A 16,539-nucleotide genomic window follows, 5' to 3' on the forward strand; every position below is an offset into this window, starting at 1 on the left:
GGAGCATCACATGAGAATGCCAACAGCCAAGCCCACCAAGGTTTTTGCCGGATTCGCCATCATTATTGGCGCGGCTCTGACCGGGTGTGGCACGAGCACCGACAGTGGCCCGACGAGCACCAGCACGACGACCACAACAACCACAACCACCACGACGACCGTTCCCGCGCCCAGCGGTGCACCGGAAGGCACCCCGGCACCCGGCGGCCCGACCGGTAGCGGTGGTCCCGAGGGCGGATCCGGCGCCATCCCCGGCGGTCCGACCGGAGGCGGCGGACCCGGCGGCGGGAGCGGCAGCATCCCAGGCGGTCCGACCGGAGGCGGCGGACCCGAAGGCGGCGGAGGCCACATCCCCGGCGTCGGCGGCGGCCACGGCGGCCCGGGTGGCGGCGGCGGATGCGTCGACAACGTGGGTTGCGTCAGCATCCCGTAAAGCACGTACGGCCAAACAGAGCTGCGCCTTTCGGAGATCTACTCCGGTAGGCGCAGTTCTGGCTTGTCGACCTCTTCGATGTTGACGTCCTTGAAGGTGATCACGCGCACGTGTTTGACGAAGCGCGCCGGCCTGAAAAGGTCCCACACCCACGCGTCAGAAAGGCGCAGCTCGAAGTACACCTCGGAGTCGGTGTTCCGTGGAATCACCTCGACGCTATTGGCCAGGTAAAACCGACGCTCGGTCTCCACCACGTAGCTGAACTGCCCGACGATGTCCTTGTACTCGCGATACAGCGAGAGTTCCATCTCGGTTTCATACTTTTCGAGGTCTTCAGCGCTCATAGACTTTCCATTATCCCCCCTGTGAACTTCCCTGCGCCGCATTGCGCACGTTCACGAACGACTGTCGATGCTGAACTGACGGCCCCAGACGCTGCAGCGCCTCGGTATGGACGGCCGTGCTGTAGCCCTTGTGCACCGCGAATCCGTACCCCGGATGATCGGAATCCATGGCCACCATCACTCGATCCCGGCTGACCTTCGCCAGCACACTGGCCGCGGCGATACATGCCGCCGAGGCGTCGCCACCGATGACCGGCAGGGAGGGCACCGGCAGTCCCGGCACCCGGAATCCGTCCGTCAACACATATCCCGGCTTGACGCCCAGACCGGCCACCGCGCGCCGCATTCCCTCGATGTTGGCCACGTGCACGCCGATGCGGTCCACTTCTTCGGCTGGCACCGACACCACGTGATACGCCTCGGCGTACCGGCAGATAAGGGGAAACAGCGTCTCGCGCATCTTCTCGCTGAGCTTCTTGGAGTCATTGAGCGCGGCAAGGCTTTTCCGTTGGTTTGGGCCAAGCACACACGCGGCGATTACCAACGGTCCCGCACAGGCTCCACGTCCGGCCTCGTCCACTCCGGCGACAGGACCCAAACCCACTCTGTCCAGGGTCAATTCGAGGGTCCGCAATCCGGATGCTTTGCGAATCACCGTCCGCGGTGGCCAGCTGGTACTCATACCGCGAGAACTAGGTCTGAGGGTTCACCGATGCGACGCCGCCCCACCGTCCGGGCGGCCATGCGATGAAACGCGCCTTGCCGATGACGTTGTCCAACGGCACAGTGCCGATGTTCGGGTCGCCCGTGCAATAGACGCGCTGACGCTCATCCATCGCGGGCCCAGCATCACGTTCGAGGCTCTGGCAGTGTGCGCGCGAGTCGCCGCTGTGCGTCCGGTTGTCCCCCATCATCCACAGCTTGCCTTCCGGCACCTTGACGGGCCCGAACTGGAAACTCCAGCAGGCGTTGGTGGGGTCGATGTCGCTACCGGGACCGATGGTTTCCGGATCCAGATACGGCTCGTTGAGCTTCTTGCCGTCGACCGTCAGGCCCGTATCCCAGCGGCATTGCACTGTCTGCCCGCCAGTGGCGATGACACGTTTCACCAGATCGTTCTCGTCCGGTGGCACCACGCCGATGAACGACAGAGCGTTCTGCAGGTATCGGACGGCGGTGTTGTCCGACCGGATCGATCGGTAGTTGCCGTTCCACTCCGGGGGGCCTTTGAACACCACAACGTCGCCGGGCTCCGGATCGATGAACCGGAACACCACCTTGTCGACCATGATCCGGTCACCGGTGCAACCACGGCAGCCGTGCAAGGTCGGCTCCATCGACTCCGACGGAATGAGATACGGCCGGGCGATGAAATTCTGTGTGATGCAGTACAGGACCAGAGCGATCAGCAGGAGGACGCCGACCTCTTTGAGCATGCCGGAGCCGCTGTCTTCGTCTTTCGACGATGCTGCGGATGATGCCTCAGCGGCTGGTTCGGTTTCGGGAGCGTCGGCAGTAGTCTGCGTGGACGTTTCAGACGGCCCTGATTCCCCGGACACCGGTGCTGTCACGAAAGCGCCGACTCGGTCAGCGCTTCTCCTTGATCTTGGCCTTCTTGCCGCGCAGCTCACGCAGGTAGTACAGCTTCGCGCGACGGACCGCACCACGGGTGACGATCTCGATGTGGTCGATGTTCGGCGAGTGCACCGGGAAGGTGCGCTCGACGCCGACGCCGTAGCTTTCCTTGCGGACCGTGAAGGTGGCACTCACGCCACCACCGGAGCGACGCAGCACGGCACCCTTGAAGACCTGGATGCGCTCCTTGGAGCCCTCGATCACCTTGACGTGCACGTTGACGGTGTCACCGGGGCGGAAGTCGGGCACATCCTGGCGCAGCGACGCCTGGTCGACAAAGTCCAGCGTGTTCATCGGTGTACTTCCCTCTTGGTCTCTCGACTCAATCGCGCGGCCGGATCGCATACCGGGTATGCACCTGCGCCGATCAGTAGTTGCGTAGTTCTGTCTGACTTGTGGCCAAGCGGCAGCAGACAGCTACCCGATTGTGCCAGACAGGGGCCCTTTCAGTGAAATCGCCCACCCGAGCACCCCTTGGGCAGCGGCTATCCAGACAGTACCGGTAAGCTACCGTGACCGGAACACCTGTCACATAGGTAACAATTCAGAGTCTGACCGCAGAGGGGGTCTAGGTTATGCGCGGCCATCACCTGTTTGCGGGCTTAACGCTCACTGCAGTGACCGCCCTGACCTCTGGATGTGTGGCATCGGTGCGCAGCGACCCGGCTACCCCGGTGCTGGCAGTTGTCAGTGCCCCCGCCGAGCCTGCGCCGGTCTTCGAGGTGGAAAGCCCCCCATCCTTCGAGACCCTGCCCGAGCGCACCATCGCAGCAACCACCCAGGCCAAGAGTGCCGGCGCCGTACTCACCGCGGTCATCAAGGACCGCGCCTCCGGTGCCATGGTCACCAATGGCAACAACAGCACCATTGCCATCGCCTCTGTGGCGAAGCTGTTTATCGCCGACGACCTGCTCATGCGGGAATCGACCGGCGACGTCACTCTGACTCCCGCAGATCGCGCCTCTTTCGACCGGATGCTGCAGTCCTCCGATGACAGCGCAGCCGAGATCTTCTGGCAGCGCGGGGGCGGAAACTCGATCATCACCCGGGTCGCCGCGCGATACGGGCTGCCCTCCACCACCGTGCCCTCCGACGGGATGTGGTGGAACACCATCAGCACTGCCAACGACCTGGTGCAGTACTACGACATGCTGCTTTCCGGCACCGGTGGCCTACCACCCGAGCGCGCGAACATCATCGTCGACGACTTGGCCCGTTCGACGCCCAACGGCATCGACGGCTACCCCCAGCGTTTCGGAATCCCGGACGGAATCCCCGGCGAGCCCGTCGCGGTGAAGCAGGGCTGGATGTGCTGTGTCGGATCCGCGTGGATGCATCTGTCGACCGGCGTGGTCGGTCCCGACCGTCGATTCATCGTGGTGGTGTCGTCCCTGCAGACCGCCAACGACGTGACGGCGCGCAACACGCTAACTCAGGCCGTCTCCACCATGTTCCCCGGTGGACGTATCGAAGCCGAGTAGATCCGGGCGACGCTGCGCCGTCCGCTGACGCGACTGCTCGGCCCGCCAGGCCGCAATCTTGGCGTGATCACCTGAGAGCAACACCGGGGGTACATCGATCCCCCGCCAACTCGGCGGTCTGGTGTAGGACGGCCCCTCCAAGAGCCCGTCGGAGTGTGAGTCTTCTTGCGCGGAAAGCGCATTGCCCAGCACCCCGGGAATCAGCCGCAGTACCGCCTCGATGATCACCAGCGCGGCGACCTCGCCGCCATTGAGCACATAATCGCCGATCGACACCTCGCGCACCCGCATCCGGGTCGCAGCGTCATCGGCGACTCGCTGATCGATTCCCTCGTAGCGTCCACACGCGATCACCAGATGGTCTTCAGTGGACCATTGATGGGCACTCTCCTGCGTGAAGGGGTATCCGGCGGGCGTTGGTACCACCAAAAGCGTTTCCGGCGTGCAGATCTCGTCCAGGGCTTCACCCCAGACCGTCGGCTTCATCACCATGCCGGGACCACCGCCGTAGGGTGAATCGTCGACGGACTTGTGGACGTCGTGCGTCCAGCGCCGCAGATCGTGCACCGCGACATCGACAAGCCCGGCCTCGATTGCCTTGCCCGGCAGAGACTGCCGCACCGGCTGCAGATAGTCCGGGAAGATCGTGACGACGTCTATTTTCATGCCGGAATGCTCACGACAGGTCCAACAGACCTTCGGGGGGATCTATCTCGATCACCTTGTCTGCCAAGGAGATCGACGTGACGATCGCGGAGACGAACGGCACTAGGATCTCGCCGCGCTGGTCCCTGTTGTGAGGTTTCACCGCAAGCAGCTCGCCACCCGGGGTGTGCAGCACCTCGGAAACGGTTCCGACGATCGCACCCTCCAGGGTCCGCACCGTAAGCCCTTCGAGCTGATGGTCGTAGAACTCGTCGGGATCTTGAAGCGCAGGAAGCTCGCCGGCCTCAACCGTGAAAAGGGTGCCGCGCAAAGCGTCTGCCGCGTCACGGTCGGCCACGCCGGAAAGCCTAATCAGCAGCCTTCCGGTGTGCTCACGTACCGATTCGACGGTGAATTCACGATTACCGCCGCCCCGGGGCAGCCGCCCGGTCAGCACCGAACCGACGGCGAAACGCTCGTCTGGATCGTCAGTACGGATTTCGACCGACAACTCGCCGGTGACGCCGTGCGCCTTGGCGATACGCCCGACCACAAGCTCCATCGGAGCTACCGGTCGGTGTCCACCACGTCGACCCGGATGCCGCGGCCACCCACACCCGCGACCAGGGTGCGCAGCGCGGTGGCGGTACGCCCGCCCCGACCGATCACCTTTCCGAGATCGTCGGGGTGGACGTGAACCTCTACGGTGCGGCCGCGACGATTCGTCACTAGGTCAACGCGGACATCGTCGGGGTTATCGACGATTCCTCGTACCAGATGCTCGACGGCGTCGACCACCACAGAACTCATCTGAGGTCCTATTCGCTTGCGGCGTCAGCAGATTCGGCCGGAGCCTCGGCGGCTTCCGCGGCCGGGGCCTCGGCGGCCTCGTCCTGCTCGGCCTTCTTCGGGGCCTTCTTCTTTTTCTGCTGGATGGCCTCACCGGTGGGGGCACCGTCGGCCTCGGCCAGAGCGGCGTTGAACAGCTCCAGCTTGCTGGGCTTGGGCTCCTTGACCTTCAGGGTGCCCTCGGCGCCGGGCAGGCCCTTGAACTTCTGCCAGTCACCGGTGATCTTCAGCAGGGCCAGCACCGGGTCGGTCGGCTGCGCGCCGACGGACAGCCAGTACTGCGCACGCTCGGAATCGATCTCGATGAGGCTGGGCTCTTCCTTCGGGTGGTACCGGCCGATCACCTCGATGGCGCGGCCTTCGCGGCGCGTGCGCGCATCGGCGATCTGGATGCGGTACTGCGGGTTGCGGATCTTCCCGAGGCGGGTGAGCTTGATCTTGACAGCCATGACTACAACTTCTCCTTGAGGTATCACGCGGCAATTCGGCGATCCGTGCGGACATGCACGATCCGGTTTTGCCTCGCGTGGGTCTGACCGCAGCTGGCCATGGCCAGCACAACGGACGGTTTGTCATTGTGCCAGAGCGGGGCCTACCAGCCCAAATCCTTCCGGCCGGACTACACCAGCCGATTGAAGCACTTCGTCTCGACGCGCCGTGTCAGGCGCCAGCCGTGCCGTGTCCGCACTACCGCGTCGTCGTACCAAAGTCCCAGAAAAAGCACCTGTTCGGTGTCGCCGCCCGGAACCATCGGGTTGAAACACAGGCTGCGCACGGTGGCCGAGCTGCGCTCTTCGTCGTCGAAACTGATCGACACGTTTCCCAGCATGTGCGCATACATCGGGAATGCCGGCAGCACCTGCGCCAGCCACGCCTTGACGTCGGGATACTCGCCGTCCACCCCACCCATCGCGCGATAGTCGATATATGCGTCGTTGGTGAACACCTCGTCCAGGTCGTCGAACTGGCGGGTGTCGATGGCGGTCGCGTAATCGACCAGGAGCTGCTGGATCTGCAGGCGGTCGGAAACTTCGTCGATGGTCCAGGCGGATGTCATAACTTGTGAGCATGCCCACTCGGACCGAAATCATCACGCAATTCGTCCCGAACTCCCCGCTGTGTCAGCACCTGGGAATCGTGTTGGCCGAGATCGGCACCGATCGCGCCGTGCTGAGCATGCCTTTCCGGCCCGAACTGGCCACCATGGGCCACACCGTGCACGGCGGCGCGATCGCGACCCTCGCCGATACCGCGGCCATGGCGGCGGCGTGGGCCGACGACGTCGTGCCCGAAAAGTTCGGCGGCTCAACGGCTTCATTGACGGTCAACTACGTCTCGGCGGCCGAGGCGGCCGACCTTACCGCGGTGGGCCAGGTGGTCCGCCGCGGTAAGCGTCTGTCGAATATCGAGGTCACCGTGTCCGACGGCACCGGACAGGTGGTGGCCAAGGCGTTGGCCACCTACAACTTCGCTTAGGCCGCGCCGGCCTCGTCCGCAGCCAGCAGGTCCCGCACCCGGGGAATGACCTCGGTGCCATACAGCTCGACGTTTTGCATGCCCAGCCCCGGCTGCGCGGCCTGGTACACCAGGCTGAACCGGTCGGCACCGAGACCACGAATGGTTTTGGCCATCTTGGCCGCCACCGTGTCGGGTGAACCGACATACAGCGATCCCGACTTCACCTCGGCCAGGTACTCCTCGTACCGCGGCGCCGGCCAGCCACGCTCACGCCCGATCGTGGTGCGCAATTCCCGGAAGCCCGGCCAATACTGTGCGATCGCCTCCTCATCGGATTCCGCGATATGCCCCGGACTGTGAATGCCCAGCGGCATCGGCTCGGTGACACCGAGCTGATCTTGAGCCCGCCGGTAGAGGTCGACGTACGGCTCGAATCGCATGGGGTCACCACCGATGATCGCCAGGATCATGGGTATGCGGTACCGCACGCTGCGGACCACCGATTCCGGCGATCCGCCCACGCCCACCCACGCCCGCAAACCGTTCTCTGTCTTGGGATACACCTCGACGTTGTCCAACCCGGCGCGCAGCTTCCCCGACCAGGTCACCGGGTCTCCCGGCAGCAGCTTGGCCATGAGATCGAACTTCTCCTCGAAGAGTTCGTCGTACTCTGCCAGGTCGTATCCGAACAACGGGAAGGAATCCGTGAACGACCCCCGGCCAAGCACGACCTCGGCACGGCCATGGGAGATTCCGTCGAGGGTCGCGAACCGCTGATACACCCGCACCGGATCGTCGGTACTGAGCACCGTCACGGCGGTCGCGAGGGTGACCCGCTCGGTACGCGCCGCGATCGCGGACAGCATCATCTCCGGCGACTCCCCTACGAACTCGATGCGGTGATGCTCCCCGATCGCGAAGATGTCGACGCCGACCTGGTCCGCGCGCACCCCCTCCTCGACCACGGCGCGGATCGCTTCCGGGTTGGTCATACCCGCGGGAACGTCGGCGAACGTGTCCAATCCAAACTGCACGTGATTAGTCATGACCACATAAACGGACCGCAGTCCGGTTATGTTCCCGATACCCGCCGCGCTAGTGTCGGAGCCGATGTCTTCCCTGCCGCGGCCTCGCCGCTTCCGCGTATTCGCGGTGCTCAGCGCCCTGCTCCTCATGCTCGCGATCCCCGGTGTCGCGCATGCCGATACGGCGGCACCGCCGCCGGAGGGTCCGGCGCAAGCATGGTTGGTGGCGGATCTGGACTCCGGTCAGATCCTTGCCGCACGCGACCCCTACGCCGTACATCCCCCCGCGAGCACCATCAAGGTGCTGCTGGCCCTGGTGGCTCTCGACGAGGTGCCGCTGGATGCCACCGTGGTCGCCGATGCCGCGGACGCGAAAGCCGAATGCAACTGCGTGGGCATCAAGGCGGGCCAGACCTACACCGCGCGCGAGCTGCTCGACGCGGCACTGCTGGAGTCTGGCAATGATGCGGCCAACACACTGGCGCACCTACTCGGCGGACGACAGGCCACCGTCGACAAGATGAACGCCAAGGCCGCGGCCCTGGGTGCGACGTCCACCCACACCGACTCACCGTCGGGTCTGGATGCACCTGGCATGGACATGCGCTCCACCCCGCACGATCTAGCCGTCATATTCCGTGCGGCACTGGCCAATCCGATATTCGCCGGGATCACCGCCCAGCCGGGCGCGCCCTTCCCGGGGCGCGGGCTGCGCAATCAGAACGAGCTGATGTACCGCTATCCGGGAGTGATCGGCGGCAAGACCGGCTTCACGGACATGGCCCGCAAGACCTATGTCGTGGCCGCTGAGCGCGACGGCAAGCGCCTTGTGGTGTCCATGATGTACGGCCTGGTGCACGAGGGCGGGCCGACGTATTGGGACCAGGCCACGAGCCTGTTCGACTGGGGCTTCGCCAACGACGGTCAGGTCACCGTCGGTTCGCTCTAGCGGTATCCACCCTTACCGTCGGAGTTCAATACCTGAACAACAGTCTCCGAGACACGTACCCGGCACATGGCAACAGCCAACGACACGGCGTCCGGCGGCGAGATCTGAGCGATGGCATTGCCCGCAGCCGCCGCCTCCTGAACCGCTGCGAGTTTTCCGGCATCGTCGGCGCCATTGAATTCCGCACAGGTGGTATCGGCCTGGGCGGTCCCCGGCACGGCGACAAGCAGTCCGACAGTCATCAGCAGCACCACCCCATAACGCATGGCCGAACTCTAACGAATCTGCCCGCGCAGCAGAACGAGATCCGGTCGCGAGAGCACCTGCGGCCCGGTCCGCGGGTCCTCGCGGTATCCGACCACATCGGCGGGTGCGCCGTGCTCCAGACCCGGCCTCCCCAGCCACTCGCGGGCCCGCCACGAGGCCGCACCCAGCGCATCGGTGGCATCCATGCCGATGCGGGTGAGTGCGGCGACCTCATCGGCGATACGCCCATGCGCGATCCCGCCGCCGGCGTCGGTGCCCGCGTAGATCGGAATTCCGGCGTCGTACGCGTTCCCGAATGTCGTATGCAGACCGGCGTACAGGTCGCGCATGTGCTGGGCGTACACCGGGTATTTGCTTGCGGAGTCGGCGATTCCGGGAAAGTTCTCGATGTTGATGATGGTCGGGACGAGCGCGGTGCCGTGCTCGACCATCAGGGCGATGGTGTCATCGGTGAGTCCGGTGCCGTGTTCGATGCAGTCGATCCCGGCGCGTATCAAGCCAGGCAGCGCGTCCTCGCCGAAAACGTGTGCGGTGACGCGGGCACCGTTGGCGTGCGCGGCATCGATGGCCTCTTTAAGGATGTCGTCCGACCACAGCGGGGCCAGGTCGCCCACGGAACGATCGATCCAGTCCCCTACCAACTTCACCCAGCCATCACCCCAACACGCTTGGAGGGCAACGGCTTCCGGAAGTTGCGATTCATCCTCGATATCGATGGGCAGGCCAGGTATGTACCGCTTGGGTTTGGCCAGATGCCTACCCGCGCGGATGATCTTCGGCAGGTCCGCCCGGTCGTCGAAGCCACGGGTGTCTACCGGAGATCCAGCGTCGCGCAACAGCAGCGCGCCCACCTCGCGCTCGGCCTCGGCCTGAGCGACCGCCTCCTCGAGGGAGGTCGGTCCGTGCGGCCCGACGCCGACGTGGCAGTGCGCGTCGACAAGCCCCGGCAGCAGCCATCCGCCGTCAAAGATGGTGTCGGCGCCCGCGATTGGCTCCAGGCTGAGGACGCCCTCACACACCCACAGATCGACAGGCTCTTCCGACGGAAGAGTTCGTCCCCGCAGGTGCAAGCGCATCGGGCTCAGTTCTTAGGGAACTTCAACTTCGAGATGTCGATATCGGCCAGACCCGGAGGCAGCTCACCCAGTCCCTCGGGCATCCCGGATAGATCAGGGAATCCGGCCGGCATTCCCCCGGGAAGCCCAGCCATACCGGGGAATCCGCCCCGCATCTTCGGCTGCGTCGGGCCCTTCGAACCCTTCTTGCCCTTCTTGGTGTTCTTGCCGCCCTTGCGGTTGCTCTTGCGGTTGATGGCGCCCATGCCCATCCGCCCGGCCATCGAGGACATCATCTTGCGCGCATCGAAGAAGCGGTCCACCAGCTGGTTGACCTCCGAAACGGCCACACCGGAGCCGTTGGCGATCCGCAGCCGCCGCGACGCGTTGATGATCTTCGGGTCGGCCCGTTCGGCGGGGGTCATGCCGCGGATGATGGCCTGCACGCGGTCGAGCTGCTTATCGTCGACGGCGGCCAATGCGTCCTTCATCTGGCCTGCCCCCGGAAGCATCCCCAACAGGTTCCCGATGGGCCCCATCTTGCGGATCGCGAGCATCTGCTCCAGGAAGTCCTCCAGCGTCAGCTCGCCCGAGGTGATCTTCTCCGCGGCGGCCAGCGATTGCTCGGCGTCGAAATGCTGCTCTGCCTGCTCGATGAGGGACAGCAGATCGCCCATGCCCAGGATGCGGCTGGCCATCCGGTCGGGATGGAAGACATCGAAGTCCTCCAGCTTTTCACCGGTGGACGCGAACAAGATCGGGGTGCCGGTGATCTCGCGCACCGAGAGCGCGGCACCACCGCGAGCATCGCCGTCGAGCTTGGTCAGGACCACGCCGGTGAACCCGACACCGGCACGGAACGCCTCGGCGGTGCTCACCGCGTCCTGACCGATCATGGCGTCGAGGACGAACAGCACCTCGTCGGGATCGACGGCTTCGCGGATCCGGGCGGCCTGGTCCATCAATTCGGCGTCGATACCGAGACGGCCGGCGGTGTCGACGAGCACCACATCGAAGTGCTGAGCCTTGGCATGGGCCAGGCCGTCTCGTGCCACCGCAACCGGATCGCCGACCAGCGAGCCGACCTCCAGGCCGCCGGTCGAGGTGCCCGGATGCGGGGCGTAGACGGAAACTCCGGCACGCTCACCGACCACCTGCAGCTGGTTCACGGCACCGGGGCGCTGCAGGTCGCAGGCCACCAAAAGCGGGGTATGTCCTTGTCCCTTAAGCCATTTGGCGAGCTTGCCGGCGAGGGTCGTCTTACCGGCACCCTGCAGACCAGCGAGCATGATGACCGTCGGCGGGGTCTTGGCGAACGCCAGCTGGCGGGTCTCCCCACCCAGGATGCCGATGAGCTCCTCGTTGACGATCTTGACGACCTGCTGGGCGGGGTTCAGCGCCCCGGAGACCTCGGCCCCCTTAGCGCGATCTTTGATGCGACCGATGAAGGTGCGCACCACGGGCAGCGCGACATCGGCTTCCAGCAGCGCCAGCCGGATGGTCCGGCAGGTCGCGTCGATATCGGCGTCGGACAGACGTCCCTTGCCCCGTAGGCCAGCAAGGGCATCGGTCAACCGGTCAGACAGCGATTCAAACACGTCGACCAGCCTAGCTGGCGGCCCCTTTTGTGCCTCCGTCGTGGCAGGCAATCTGGATACGCCGGCCTTCCCCGCCTACCCGGTGGCTGGAGGTTGCGGGCGCAGCGACGGAATGAGGATGCCGACAACGCCACGCAGGCTCCACCCGATGAGGCTGAGGTAGTCGATGCTGTCGCGCCAGAAGACGACTTTGTCGTCGACAAACTTCATGGTGGCTTTGATCCGAAACCGCACCCACAAGGGGCCTAGCTTGGCGATGTCGACGCGGTCACTGATCACCGAGTCGCCCTGCTGCACGACGCTCAGCGGCGACACGGTGAGTCCGGAAACGCACGCCCGGAAGCCCCGCGCCAAGGCAGGCCTGAGACTCTTCTTGCCCGTGATCTTCGGAAGAGGCGCGAGCACGTGCTCGACGTCATCTGAGAAGAACTTCAGATAGCCGTCAAGATCCAGGGCCGCCATCGTGGCGAAGGCGTCTTTCACAAGCTCCACACGGGGGTGCACGTTCGACGGGTGCCCGCCGCTCATCCGATCCTCAAGAAATGCCATGCCCCGACAATCGCCTGTGACCTGCTGCCATCACTACCCGCGGCGCTGCCAACCGCTGCCAGATCGCTTGCCTGAGCTAGCTGGCGGCCTTCTTCGGCTCGGGTGCGGCCACAGGCAGCACCGAGGCGATGGCCGCCTCCAGCACTGCCTGCTCGGGACCGGTGCTGAGACAGAAGGTGTCGACCACCGAAGAACCGAGGGTGTTGACCCTGGCCCATGCGATGTCCACGCCGTGTCGTTCCAGGGTCGCGGTGATGCGCGCCAGCAGCCCAGGCGCATCGGAGGTGCGGATCTCCACGATCTGCTGGTCGAGGTTCCCGGCGGGCTCGAACCAGCGGATGCGCGGCGGCGCCGGCACGTAATTGGTGGGAACCGCGGGTGTCGCATCCCCGACAAGGCCGGTGGAGAACTGCGCTGACTCGCGTTCGCGCTCATCGAGCGTCGCGATGATGTCGGTATCGCCGTCGATAGCGGAGATCAGCTGCTGGCGCAGCAGCCCCGCCGCCGGAGGCGATCCGAACCGCGGCGACACCTCGAAGGTGTTAATGGCCGAGCCGGCGTGGCTGGCCACCGAGGCCGAGAACACCCGCAACGAATTCAGCGACAGCACCCCGGCGGCCTTGTAGAGCAGTCCGCGTTGATCGGGCGCGATCATGCTCACGGTGTACATGTGCGGCGACCCCGCAGGCACCAGGCGGACCTGAACCCCACCATCGGCCGCCAGCGAAAGCAGTTCCGGATCAATGGGATCGGGTTCGGGCAGCGATTCACCACGCATCACCATCCGGCATTTGCGCACCAACTCCCCGATCAGCGACGCCTTCCAGTCACCCCACACCCCCGGACCGGTGGCCAGCGAGTCCGCCTCGGCAAGCTGCTGCAACAACTCCAGCAGCAGCAGATCGCCGCCGAGTGTATTGACCACGGTGTCAATGGTTTCCGGGTCACCGAGATCACGCCGGGTGGCAGTGTTGGGCAGCAGCAGGTGATAACGCACGATCTTGGACAGCAAGTCCACATCGGACGGCCACAGCCCCAGCCGGGTACCGATCTGCACGGCCAGATCCGCCCCGACAACGCTGTGATCACCGCCGCGGCCCTTGCCGATGTCGTGCACCAGTGCACCGAGAACCAGCAGATCGGGGCGAGACACCCTGGTGGTGAAGGCGCTCGCTCGCGCGACTGTTTCGACAAGGTGCCTGTCGACGGTCCAGATGTGCACGATGTCGCGTGGCGGCAGATCCCGCACCGGCCCCCATTCAGGGAAGAGCCTGCCCCACAACCCGGTTCGGTCCAGCGCCTCGATGGTGGCGACCGCAGGCGGACCGGCCTCCAGCAGCACCAGCAGATCCTTGAGCGCCTCCCGTGGCCACGGCGCACGAAGCTCCGGTGCCGATTCGGCAAGCCGACTCAACGTGGACGAGGAGATCGGCAGTCCCGTGGTCGCCGATGCCGCCGCCACCCGCAGGATCAGCGACGGGTCGCGCTCGGGACGAGCATCACGGGCAAGCACCACCTCCCCGGCATGCTCCACCACACCCTCGTCGATCGGACGGCGGACCGTGCGCCGCAGTACCGAAATGCCCCGCCGGGGAATCGAATTACCGGCCGTCCGCAGCCCTACATCCACCGAATAGCTGATGGTGCGGGCGGCGTCGGACAGCATTCTGGCCAGATCAAACCGATCGCCGATACGCAGCGCCGCACCAATCTCGTCAGCGAACTGAGCCAGCAGTTGATCACGCTCCCGTCCGGCGACTCGGTGCAGTTCAGTGCGCACATCCAGGATTACTGCGTGCGCGCCATCGAACGACTTCGCCAGCCCGCTATCGGTGAGCTGGGCGATGGCCAGCGCCCGAAGTAGCTGAACATCGCGCAGACCGCCGCGGCCGGACTTCAGATCGGGTTCGGCCCGGTGTGCGATCTCGCCGCTGCGCCGCCATCGTGCCTGCGTGTACTCGATCAACTCGTCGAGTCGGGTCCGGATCTGCGAACGCCATTGTTGGCGTACGCCCCCGATCATCAGGCTGGACAACTGCGCGTCCCCGGCGATATGCCTGGCATCGAGCAGCGCCAATGCCGCCGACATCTCCTGCCCGGCGACATGCAGGGTGTCGGCCACCGTGCGGACACTGTGGTCGAGCCGAATATTGGCGTCCCACAACGGGTACCACAGGCCGTCTGCGACCTCACTGAGAGTCTCCGTCGAGATGTTCTCGTCGTGCAGCAGCACCAGATCCAAATCCGAGTGCGGCAGCATCTCGCGGCGACCAAGTCCACCGAGTGCCACGATGGCAAATCCACTGGAGTCGGTGATGCCAACCTCAGCGGCCTTGGTTGTCAGCCAAAGCTCATTGAGGTCGGTCATCGCCTCGCGAATCGCGCCGGCATTCAGCCGGCCGCTATCACCGAGCAGCTGCGCCCTGGCGGCCACGAGGTCCGTTGCGGCGCCCATGTGATTACCGTCCTAAGTGTTAGAGGGCATCGGCGCCCCGCTCGCCGGTGCGTACCCGCACCACCGAGTCAACGGGGCTCACCCAGACCTTGCCGTCGCCGATCTTGCCGGTGCGTGCGGCGGTCACGATGACCTCCACCACCTTGTCGACAGCGCTGTCGTCCACCACTACCTCGACACGAACCTTCGGCACGAAGTCCACCGAGTACTCAGCGCCGCGGTACACCTCGGTGTGGCCCTTCTGCCGGCCGTAGCCCTGCACCTCGCTGACCGTCATGCCGAGGATGCCCGCCTGCTCCAGGCCAGTCTTGACATCTTCCAGCGTGAACGGTTTGACGATCGCGGTGACCAGCTTCATGTCCCTCATTCCTCCCTGCCGCTGCTGTGGCGGCCGATGACCGAACCACTTCCCAGTGCGACAAAGTCGTATGCACCTTCAGCGTGTTGGGATTCGTCGGCTCCGGCCGCTTCTCCCTCGTCGCTGATGCGCAGGCCAATGGTGTACTTCACGATGAATGCAACGATAGCGGTGCCTATTGCCGAATAGAGCAGAACCGCCCCGGCGCCAAGAGCTTGGCGCCACAACTGTTCTAGCCCGCCGCCGTAGAACAGACCGGCCACGGCCGCACCGGTCTGGGGCGCGGCGAACAAACCGATGAGCAACGTGCCAACGATCCCGCCGACCAGGTGCACACCGACAACATCCAACGAGTCATCAAATCCTAGCTTGTACTTCAAGCCCACCGCCAGCGCACACAAAATGCCGGCGATCACGCCAATGGCAAGGGCGCCAGCGACATTCACCGACGAGCACGACGGGGTGATGGCCACCAAACCGGCCACGATTCCCGAGGCCGCACCCAGCGAGGTCGCATGCCCGTCCCGAATACGTTCGGTAAGCAACCAGCCCAGCATCGCCGCGGCAGTAGCCACCGTGGTAGTCACAAACGTCGAGCCCGCCAAACCATTAGAACTGGTTGCCGAACCGGCGTTGAACCCATACCAGCCGAACCACAACAGACCAGCCCCCAGCATCACGAACGGCAAGTTATGCGGACGCATCGGCGTGCCCGGCCAGCCCTTGCGCTTACCCAAGATCAGCGCCAACACCAGGCCCGCGGTACCGGCATTGATATGCACCGCGGTACCACCAGCGAAGTCAATTGCCTTGAGCTGATTAGCGATCCAGCCACCCTTCTCCGCGGCCGCACCATCGAACGCGAAAACCCAATGCGCGACCGGGAAGTACACGACCGTGACCCACAAACCCGAAAACAACAACCACGACCCAAACTTCAACCGGTCAGCCACCGCACCAGAAATCAGCGCCACCGTGATGATCGCGAACATCAACTGAAACGCCACAAACACCGTCGCCGGAATCGTGCCCACCAACGGAATATTGACAACCTCAGCCGCCTCGACCCCATTAGCCGGATCAGCAATCACCGCCTCCGCGGCATTACCACCGATAAGACCCTTCAAACCGAAAAACTGCCCCGGATTACCGAACAGCCCCGAAACATCATTACCGAACGCCAGCGAGTACCCATACAACACCCACAGCACCGTCACCAGCCCCATCGCACTGATACTCATCATGATCATGTTCAGCACGTTCTTCGCGCGGACCATGCCGCCATAGAAAAAAGCCAGGCCGGGTGTCATCAACAACACCAACGCGGCACTGGCCAGCATCCACGCAGTGTCTCCGGTATTCGGGACACCCATTGACGGGAAACCATCCACTAGCGGCATTCCTCTCGGGGATCTTGAAGCTTGAACTCTGCCCATGC

21 protein-coding genes are annotated in these 16,539 nt (G+C 64.7%); 4 read left to right on the top strand and 17 right to left on the bottom strand.

The features are described 5' to 3' along the window. Window positions 1-10 precede the first annotated feature (10 nt). The gene (locus tag HBA99_RS16260) at window positions 11-433 is read left to right on the top strand and encodes a hypothetical protein (RefSeq protein ID WP_057966452.1); all 423 of its coding nucleotides are present in this window, start codon (window positions 11-13) and stop codon (window positions 431-433) included. A gap of 38 nt (window positions 434-471) precedes the next feature. Here HBA99_RS16260 and HBA99_RS16265 read toward each other — a convergent pair whose 3' ends face one another. From HBA99_RS16265 to rplS, 4 genes are read right to left on the bottom strand one after another with little or no spacing between them, the layout of a single operon-like run. Then, window positions 472-777: a DUF2469 domain-containing protein gene (locus tag HBA99_RS16265; RefSeq protein ID WP_005056986.1), complete on the bottom strand. Its 306-nt coding sequence runs from the start codon at window positions 775-777 to the stop codon at window positions 472-474. 10 nt (window positions 778-787) lie between these two features. After that, window positions 788-1,459: a ribonuclease HII gene (locus HBA99_RS16270; RefSeq protein WP_057966451.1), complete on the bottom strand. Its 672-nt coding sequence runs from the start codon at window positions 1,457-1,459 to the stop codon at window positions 788-790. A 10-nt stretch (window positions 1,460-1,469) separates the two neighbouring features. Further along, window positions 1,470-2,348 carry a signal peptidase I gene (gene lepB, locus HBA99_RS16275; protein ID WP_070952656.1) on the bottom strand — a complete coding sequence of 293 codons (879 nt, stop codon included), beginning with the start codon at window positions 2,346-2,348 and terminating at the stop codon, window positions 1,470-1,472. A gap of 16 nt (window positions 2,349-2,364) precedes the next feature. Beyond that, window positions 2,365-2,706, bottom strand: coding sequence for a 50S ribosomal protein L19 (gene rplS, locus HBA99_RS16280; RefSeq protein WP_030094034.1), 342 nt, complete (start codon window positions 2,704-2,706; stop codon window positions 2,365-2,367). Between the two features lie 281 nt (window positions 2,707-2,987). On the opposite strand from rplS, the gene HBA99_RS16285 reads away from it, so the two are divergent. Beyond that, on the top strand, window positions 2,988-3,893 hold the full coding sequence (locus HBA99_RS16285) for a serine hydrolase (protein WP_070931285.1): 906 nt from the start codon (window positions 2,988-2,990) through the stop codon (window positions 3,891-3,893). On the opposite strand, the gene trmD is transcribed toward HBA99_RS16285, so the two are convergent. From trmD to HBA99_RS16310, 5 genes are all read right to left on the bottom strand, one after another. Beyond that, entirely contained in the window at window positions 3,840-4,559 is a 720-nt protein-coding gene (gene trmD, locus HBA99_RS16290) for a tRNA (guanosine(37)-N1)-methyltransferase TrmD (RefSeq protein ID WP_057969137.1), read from the bottom strand. The genes HBA99_RS16285 and trmD overlap by 54 nt on opposite strands. A 10-nt stretch (window positions 4,560-4,569) precedes the next feature. Continuing rightward, on the bottom strand, window positions 4,570-5,100 hold the full coding sequence (gene rimM / locus HBA99_RS16295) for a ribosome maturation factor RimM (protein ID WP_057966449.1): 531 nt from the start codon (window positions 5,098-5,100) through the stop codon (window positions 4,570-4,572). 5 nt (window positions 5,101-5,105) lie between these two features. Then, on the bottom strand, window positions 5,106-5,348 hold the full coding sequence (locus HBA99_RS16300; RefSeq protein WP_005081564.1) for an RNA-binding protein: 243 nt from the start codon (window positions 5,346-5,348) through the stop codon (window positions 5,106-5,108). Window positions 5,349-5,356: 8 nt separating this feature from the next. Further along, on the bottom strand, window positions 5,357-5,836 hold the full coding sequence (rpsP, locus tag HBA99_RS16305) for a 30S ribosomal protein S16 (RefSeq protein WP_030094038.1): 480 nt from the start codon (window positions 5,834-5,836) through the stop codon (window positions 5,357-5,359). 170 nt (window positions 5,837-6,006) lie between these two features. After that, window positions 6,007-6,444, bottom strand: coding sequence for a nuclear transport factor 2 family protein (locus HBA99_RS16310; protein ID WP_030094039.1), 438 nt, complete (start codon window positions 6,442-6,444; stop codon window positions 6,007-6,009). Window positions 6,445-6,455: 11 nt separating this feature from the next. Between HBA99_RS16310 and HBA99_RS16315 the strand changes: the two genes are divergently transcribed. After that, on the top strand, window positions 6,456-6,863 hold the full coding sequence (locus HBA99_RS16315; protein ID WP_030094040.1) for a PaaI family thioesterase: 408 nt from the start codon (window positions 6,456-6,458) through the stop codon (window positions 6,861-6,863). Here the strand turns inward: HBA99_RS16315 and HBA99_RS16320 are convergent. Beyond that, window positions 6,860-7,879: an LLM class flavin-dependent oxidoreductase gene (locus tag HBA99_RS16320; protein ID WP_081342864.1), complete on the bottom strand. Its 1,020-nt coding sequence runs from the start codon at window positions 7,877-7,879 to the stop codon at window positions 6,860-6,862. The genes HBA99_RS16315 and HBA99_RS16320 overlap by 4 nt on opposite strands. A gap of 64 nt (window positions 7,880-7,943) precedes the next feature. Here HBA99_RS16320 and HBA99_RS16325 point away from each other — a divergent pair, with 64 nt between their 5' ends. Further along, on the top strand, window positions 7,944-8,819 hold the full coding sequence (locus tag HBA99_RS16325) for a D-alanyl-D-alanine carboxypeptidase family protein (RefSeq protein ID WP_109418574.1): 876 nt from the start codon (window positions 7,944-7,946) through the stop codon (window positions 8,817-8,819). Here the strand turns inward: HBA99_RS16325 and HBA99_RS16330 are convergent. The 7 genes from HBA99_RS16330 to HBA99_RS16360 all read right to left on the bottom strand — a co-directional run bounded on the left by HBA99_RS16330 (window position 8,816) and on the right by HBA99_RS16360 (window position 16,474). Continuing rightward, complete coding sequence (locus tag HBA99_RS16330) at window positions 8,816-9,085, bottom strand: hypothetical protein (protein ID WP_057969139.1); 270 nt, start codon at window positions 9,083-9,085, stop codon at window positions 8,816-8,818. The two genes, HBA99_RS16325 and HBA99_RS16330, sit on opposite strands and share 4 nt — an antisense overlap. A gap of 9 nt (window positions 9,086-9,094) precedes the next feature. Next, window positions 9,095-10,162, bottom strand: coding sequence for an amidohydrolase family protein (locus HBA99_RS16335; protein WP_070952655.1), 1,068 nt, complete (start codon window positions 10,160-10,162; stop codon window positions 9,095-9,097). A gap of 5 nt (window positions 10,163-10,167) precedes the next feature. After that, window positions 10,168-11,739 carry a signal recognition particle protein gene (gene ffh / locus HBA99_RS16340; protein ID WP_070923624.1) on the bottom strand — a complete coding sequence of 524 codons (1,572 nt, stop codon included), beginning with the start codon at window positions 11,737-11,739 and terminating at the stop codon, window positions 10,168-10,170. Between the two features lie 75 nt (window positions 11,740-11,814). Next, complete coding sequence (locus tag HBA99_RS16345; RefSeq protein WP_070931394.1) at window positions 11,815-12,288, bottom strand: limonene-1,2-epoxide hydrolase family protein; 474 nt, start codon at window positions 12,286-12,288, stop codon at window positions 11,815-11,817. Window positions 12,289-12,364: 76 nt separating this feature from the next. Then, complete coding sequence (locus HBA99_RS16350; RefSeq protein ID WP_070923622.1) at window positions 12,365-14,743, bottom strand: [protein-PII] uridylyltransferase; 2,379 nt, start codon at window positions 14,741-14,743, stop codon at window positions 12,365-12,367. Between the two features lie 19 nt (window positions 14,744-14,762). Beyond that, window positions 14,763-15,101 (bottom strand): P-II family nitrogen regulator, encoded by a 339-nt coding sequence (locus HBA99_RS16355; protein WP_005056967.1) that lies wholly within the window; start codon window positions 15,099-15,101, stop codon window positions 14,763-14,765. Between the two features lie 5 nt (window positions 15,102-15,106). Further along, window positions 15,107-16,474 carry an ammonium transporter gene (locus HBA99_RS16360; protein ID WP_202692835.1) on the bottom strand — a complete coding sequence of 456 codons (1,368 nt, stop codon included), beginning with the start codon at window positions 16,472-16,474 and terminating at the stop codon, window positions 15,107-15,109. Window positions 16,475-16,539: the final 65 nt, after the last annotated feature.

Origin of the sequence: Mycobacteroides chelonae, assembly GCF_016767715.1 — a bacterium.
Taxonomy (GTDB): Bacteria; Actinomycetota; Actinomycetes; order Mycobacteriales; family Mycobacteriaceae; genus Mycobacterium; species Mycobacterium gwanakae.

Coding starts and splice junctions, on each gene's coding strand:
- HBA99_RS16260 (WP_057966452.1), top strand. CDS start 11: ATGAGAATGCCAACAGCCAAGCCCACCAAGGTTTTTGCCGGATTCGCC.
- HBA99_RS16265 (WP_005056986.1), bottom strand. CDS start 777: ATGAGCGCTGAAGACCTCGAAAAGTATGAAACCGAGATGGAACTCTCG.
- HBA99_RS16270 (WP_057966451.1), bottom strand. CDS start 1,459: ATGAGTACCAGCTGGCCACCGCGGACGGTGATTCGCAAAGCATCCGGA.
- rplS (WP_030094034.1), bottom strand. CDS start 2,706: ATGAACACGCTGGACTTTGTCGACCAGGCGTCGCTGCGCCAGGATGTG.
- HBA99_RS16285 (WP_070931285.1), top strand. CDS start 2,988: ATGCGCGGCCATCACCTGTTTGCGGGCTTAACGCTCACTGCAGTGACC.
- trmD (WP_057969137.1), bottom strand. CDS start 4,559: ATGAAAATAGACGTCGTCACGATCTTCCCGGACTATCTGCAGCCGGTG.
- rimM (WP_057966449.1), bottom strand. CDS start 5,100: ATGGAGCTTGTGGTCGGGCGTATCGCCAAGGCGCACGGCGTCACCGGC.
- HBA99_RS16300 (WP_005081564.1), bottom strand. CDS start 5,348: ATGAGTTCTGTGGTGGTCGACGCCGTCGAGCATCTGGTACGAGGAATC.
- rpsP (WP_030094038.1), bottom strand. CDS start 5,836: ATGGCTGTCAAGATCAAGCTCACCCGCCTCGGGAAGATCCGCAACCCG.
- HBA99_RS16310 (WP_030094039.1), bottom strand. CDS start 6,444: ATGACATCCGCCTGGACCATCGACGAAGTTTCCGACCGCCTGCAGATC.
- HBA99_RS16315 (WP_030094040.1), top strand. CDS start 6,456: ATGCCCACTCGGACCGAAATCATCACGCAATTCGTCCCGAACTCCCCG.
- HBA99_RS16330 (WP_057969139.1), bottom strand. CDS start 9,085: ATGCGTTATGGGGTGGTGCTGCTGATGACTGTCGGACTGCTTGTCGCC.
- HBA99_RS16335 (WP_070952655.1), bottom strand. CDS start 10,162: ATGCGCTTGCACCTGCGGGGACGAACTCTTCCGTCGGAAGAGCCTGTC.
- HBA99_RS16345 (WP_070931394.1), bottom strand. CDS start 12,288: ATGGCATTTCTTGAGGATCGGATGAGCGGCGGGCACCCGTCGAACGTG.
- HBA99_RS16350 (WP_070923622.1), bottom strand. CDS start 14,743: ATGGGCGCCGCAACGGACCTCGTGGCCGCCAGGGCGCAGCTGCTCGGT.
- HBA99_RS16355 (WP_005056967.1), bottom strand. CDS start 15,101: ATGAAGCTGGTCACCGCGATCGTCAAACCGTTCACGCTGGAAGATGTC.
- HBA99_RS16360 (WP_202692835.1), bottom strand. CDS start 16,474: ATGGGTGTCCCGAATACCGGAGACACTGCGTGGATGCTGGCCAGTGCC.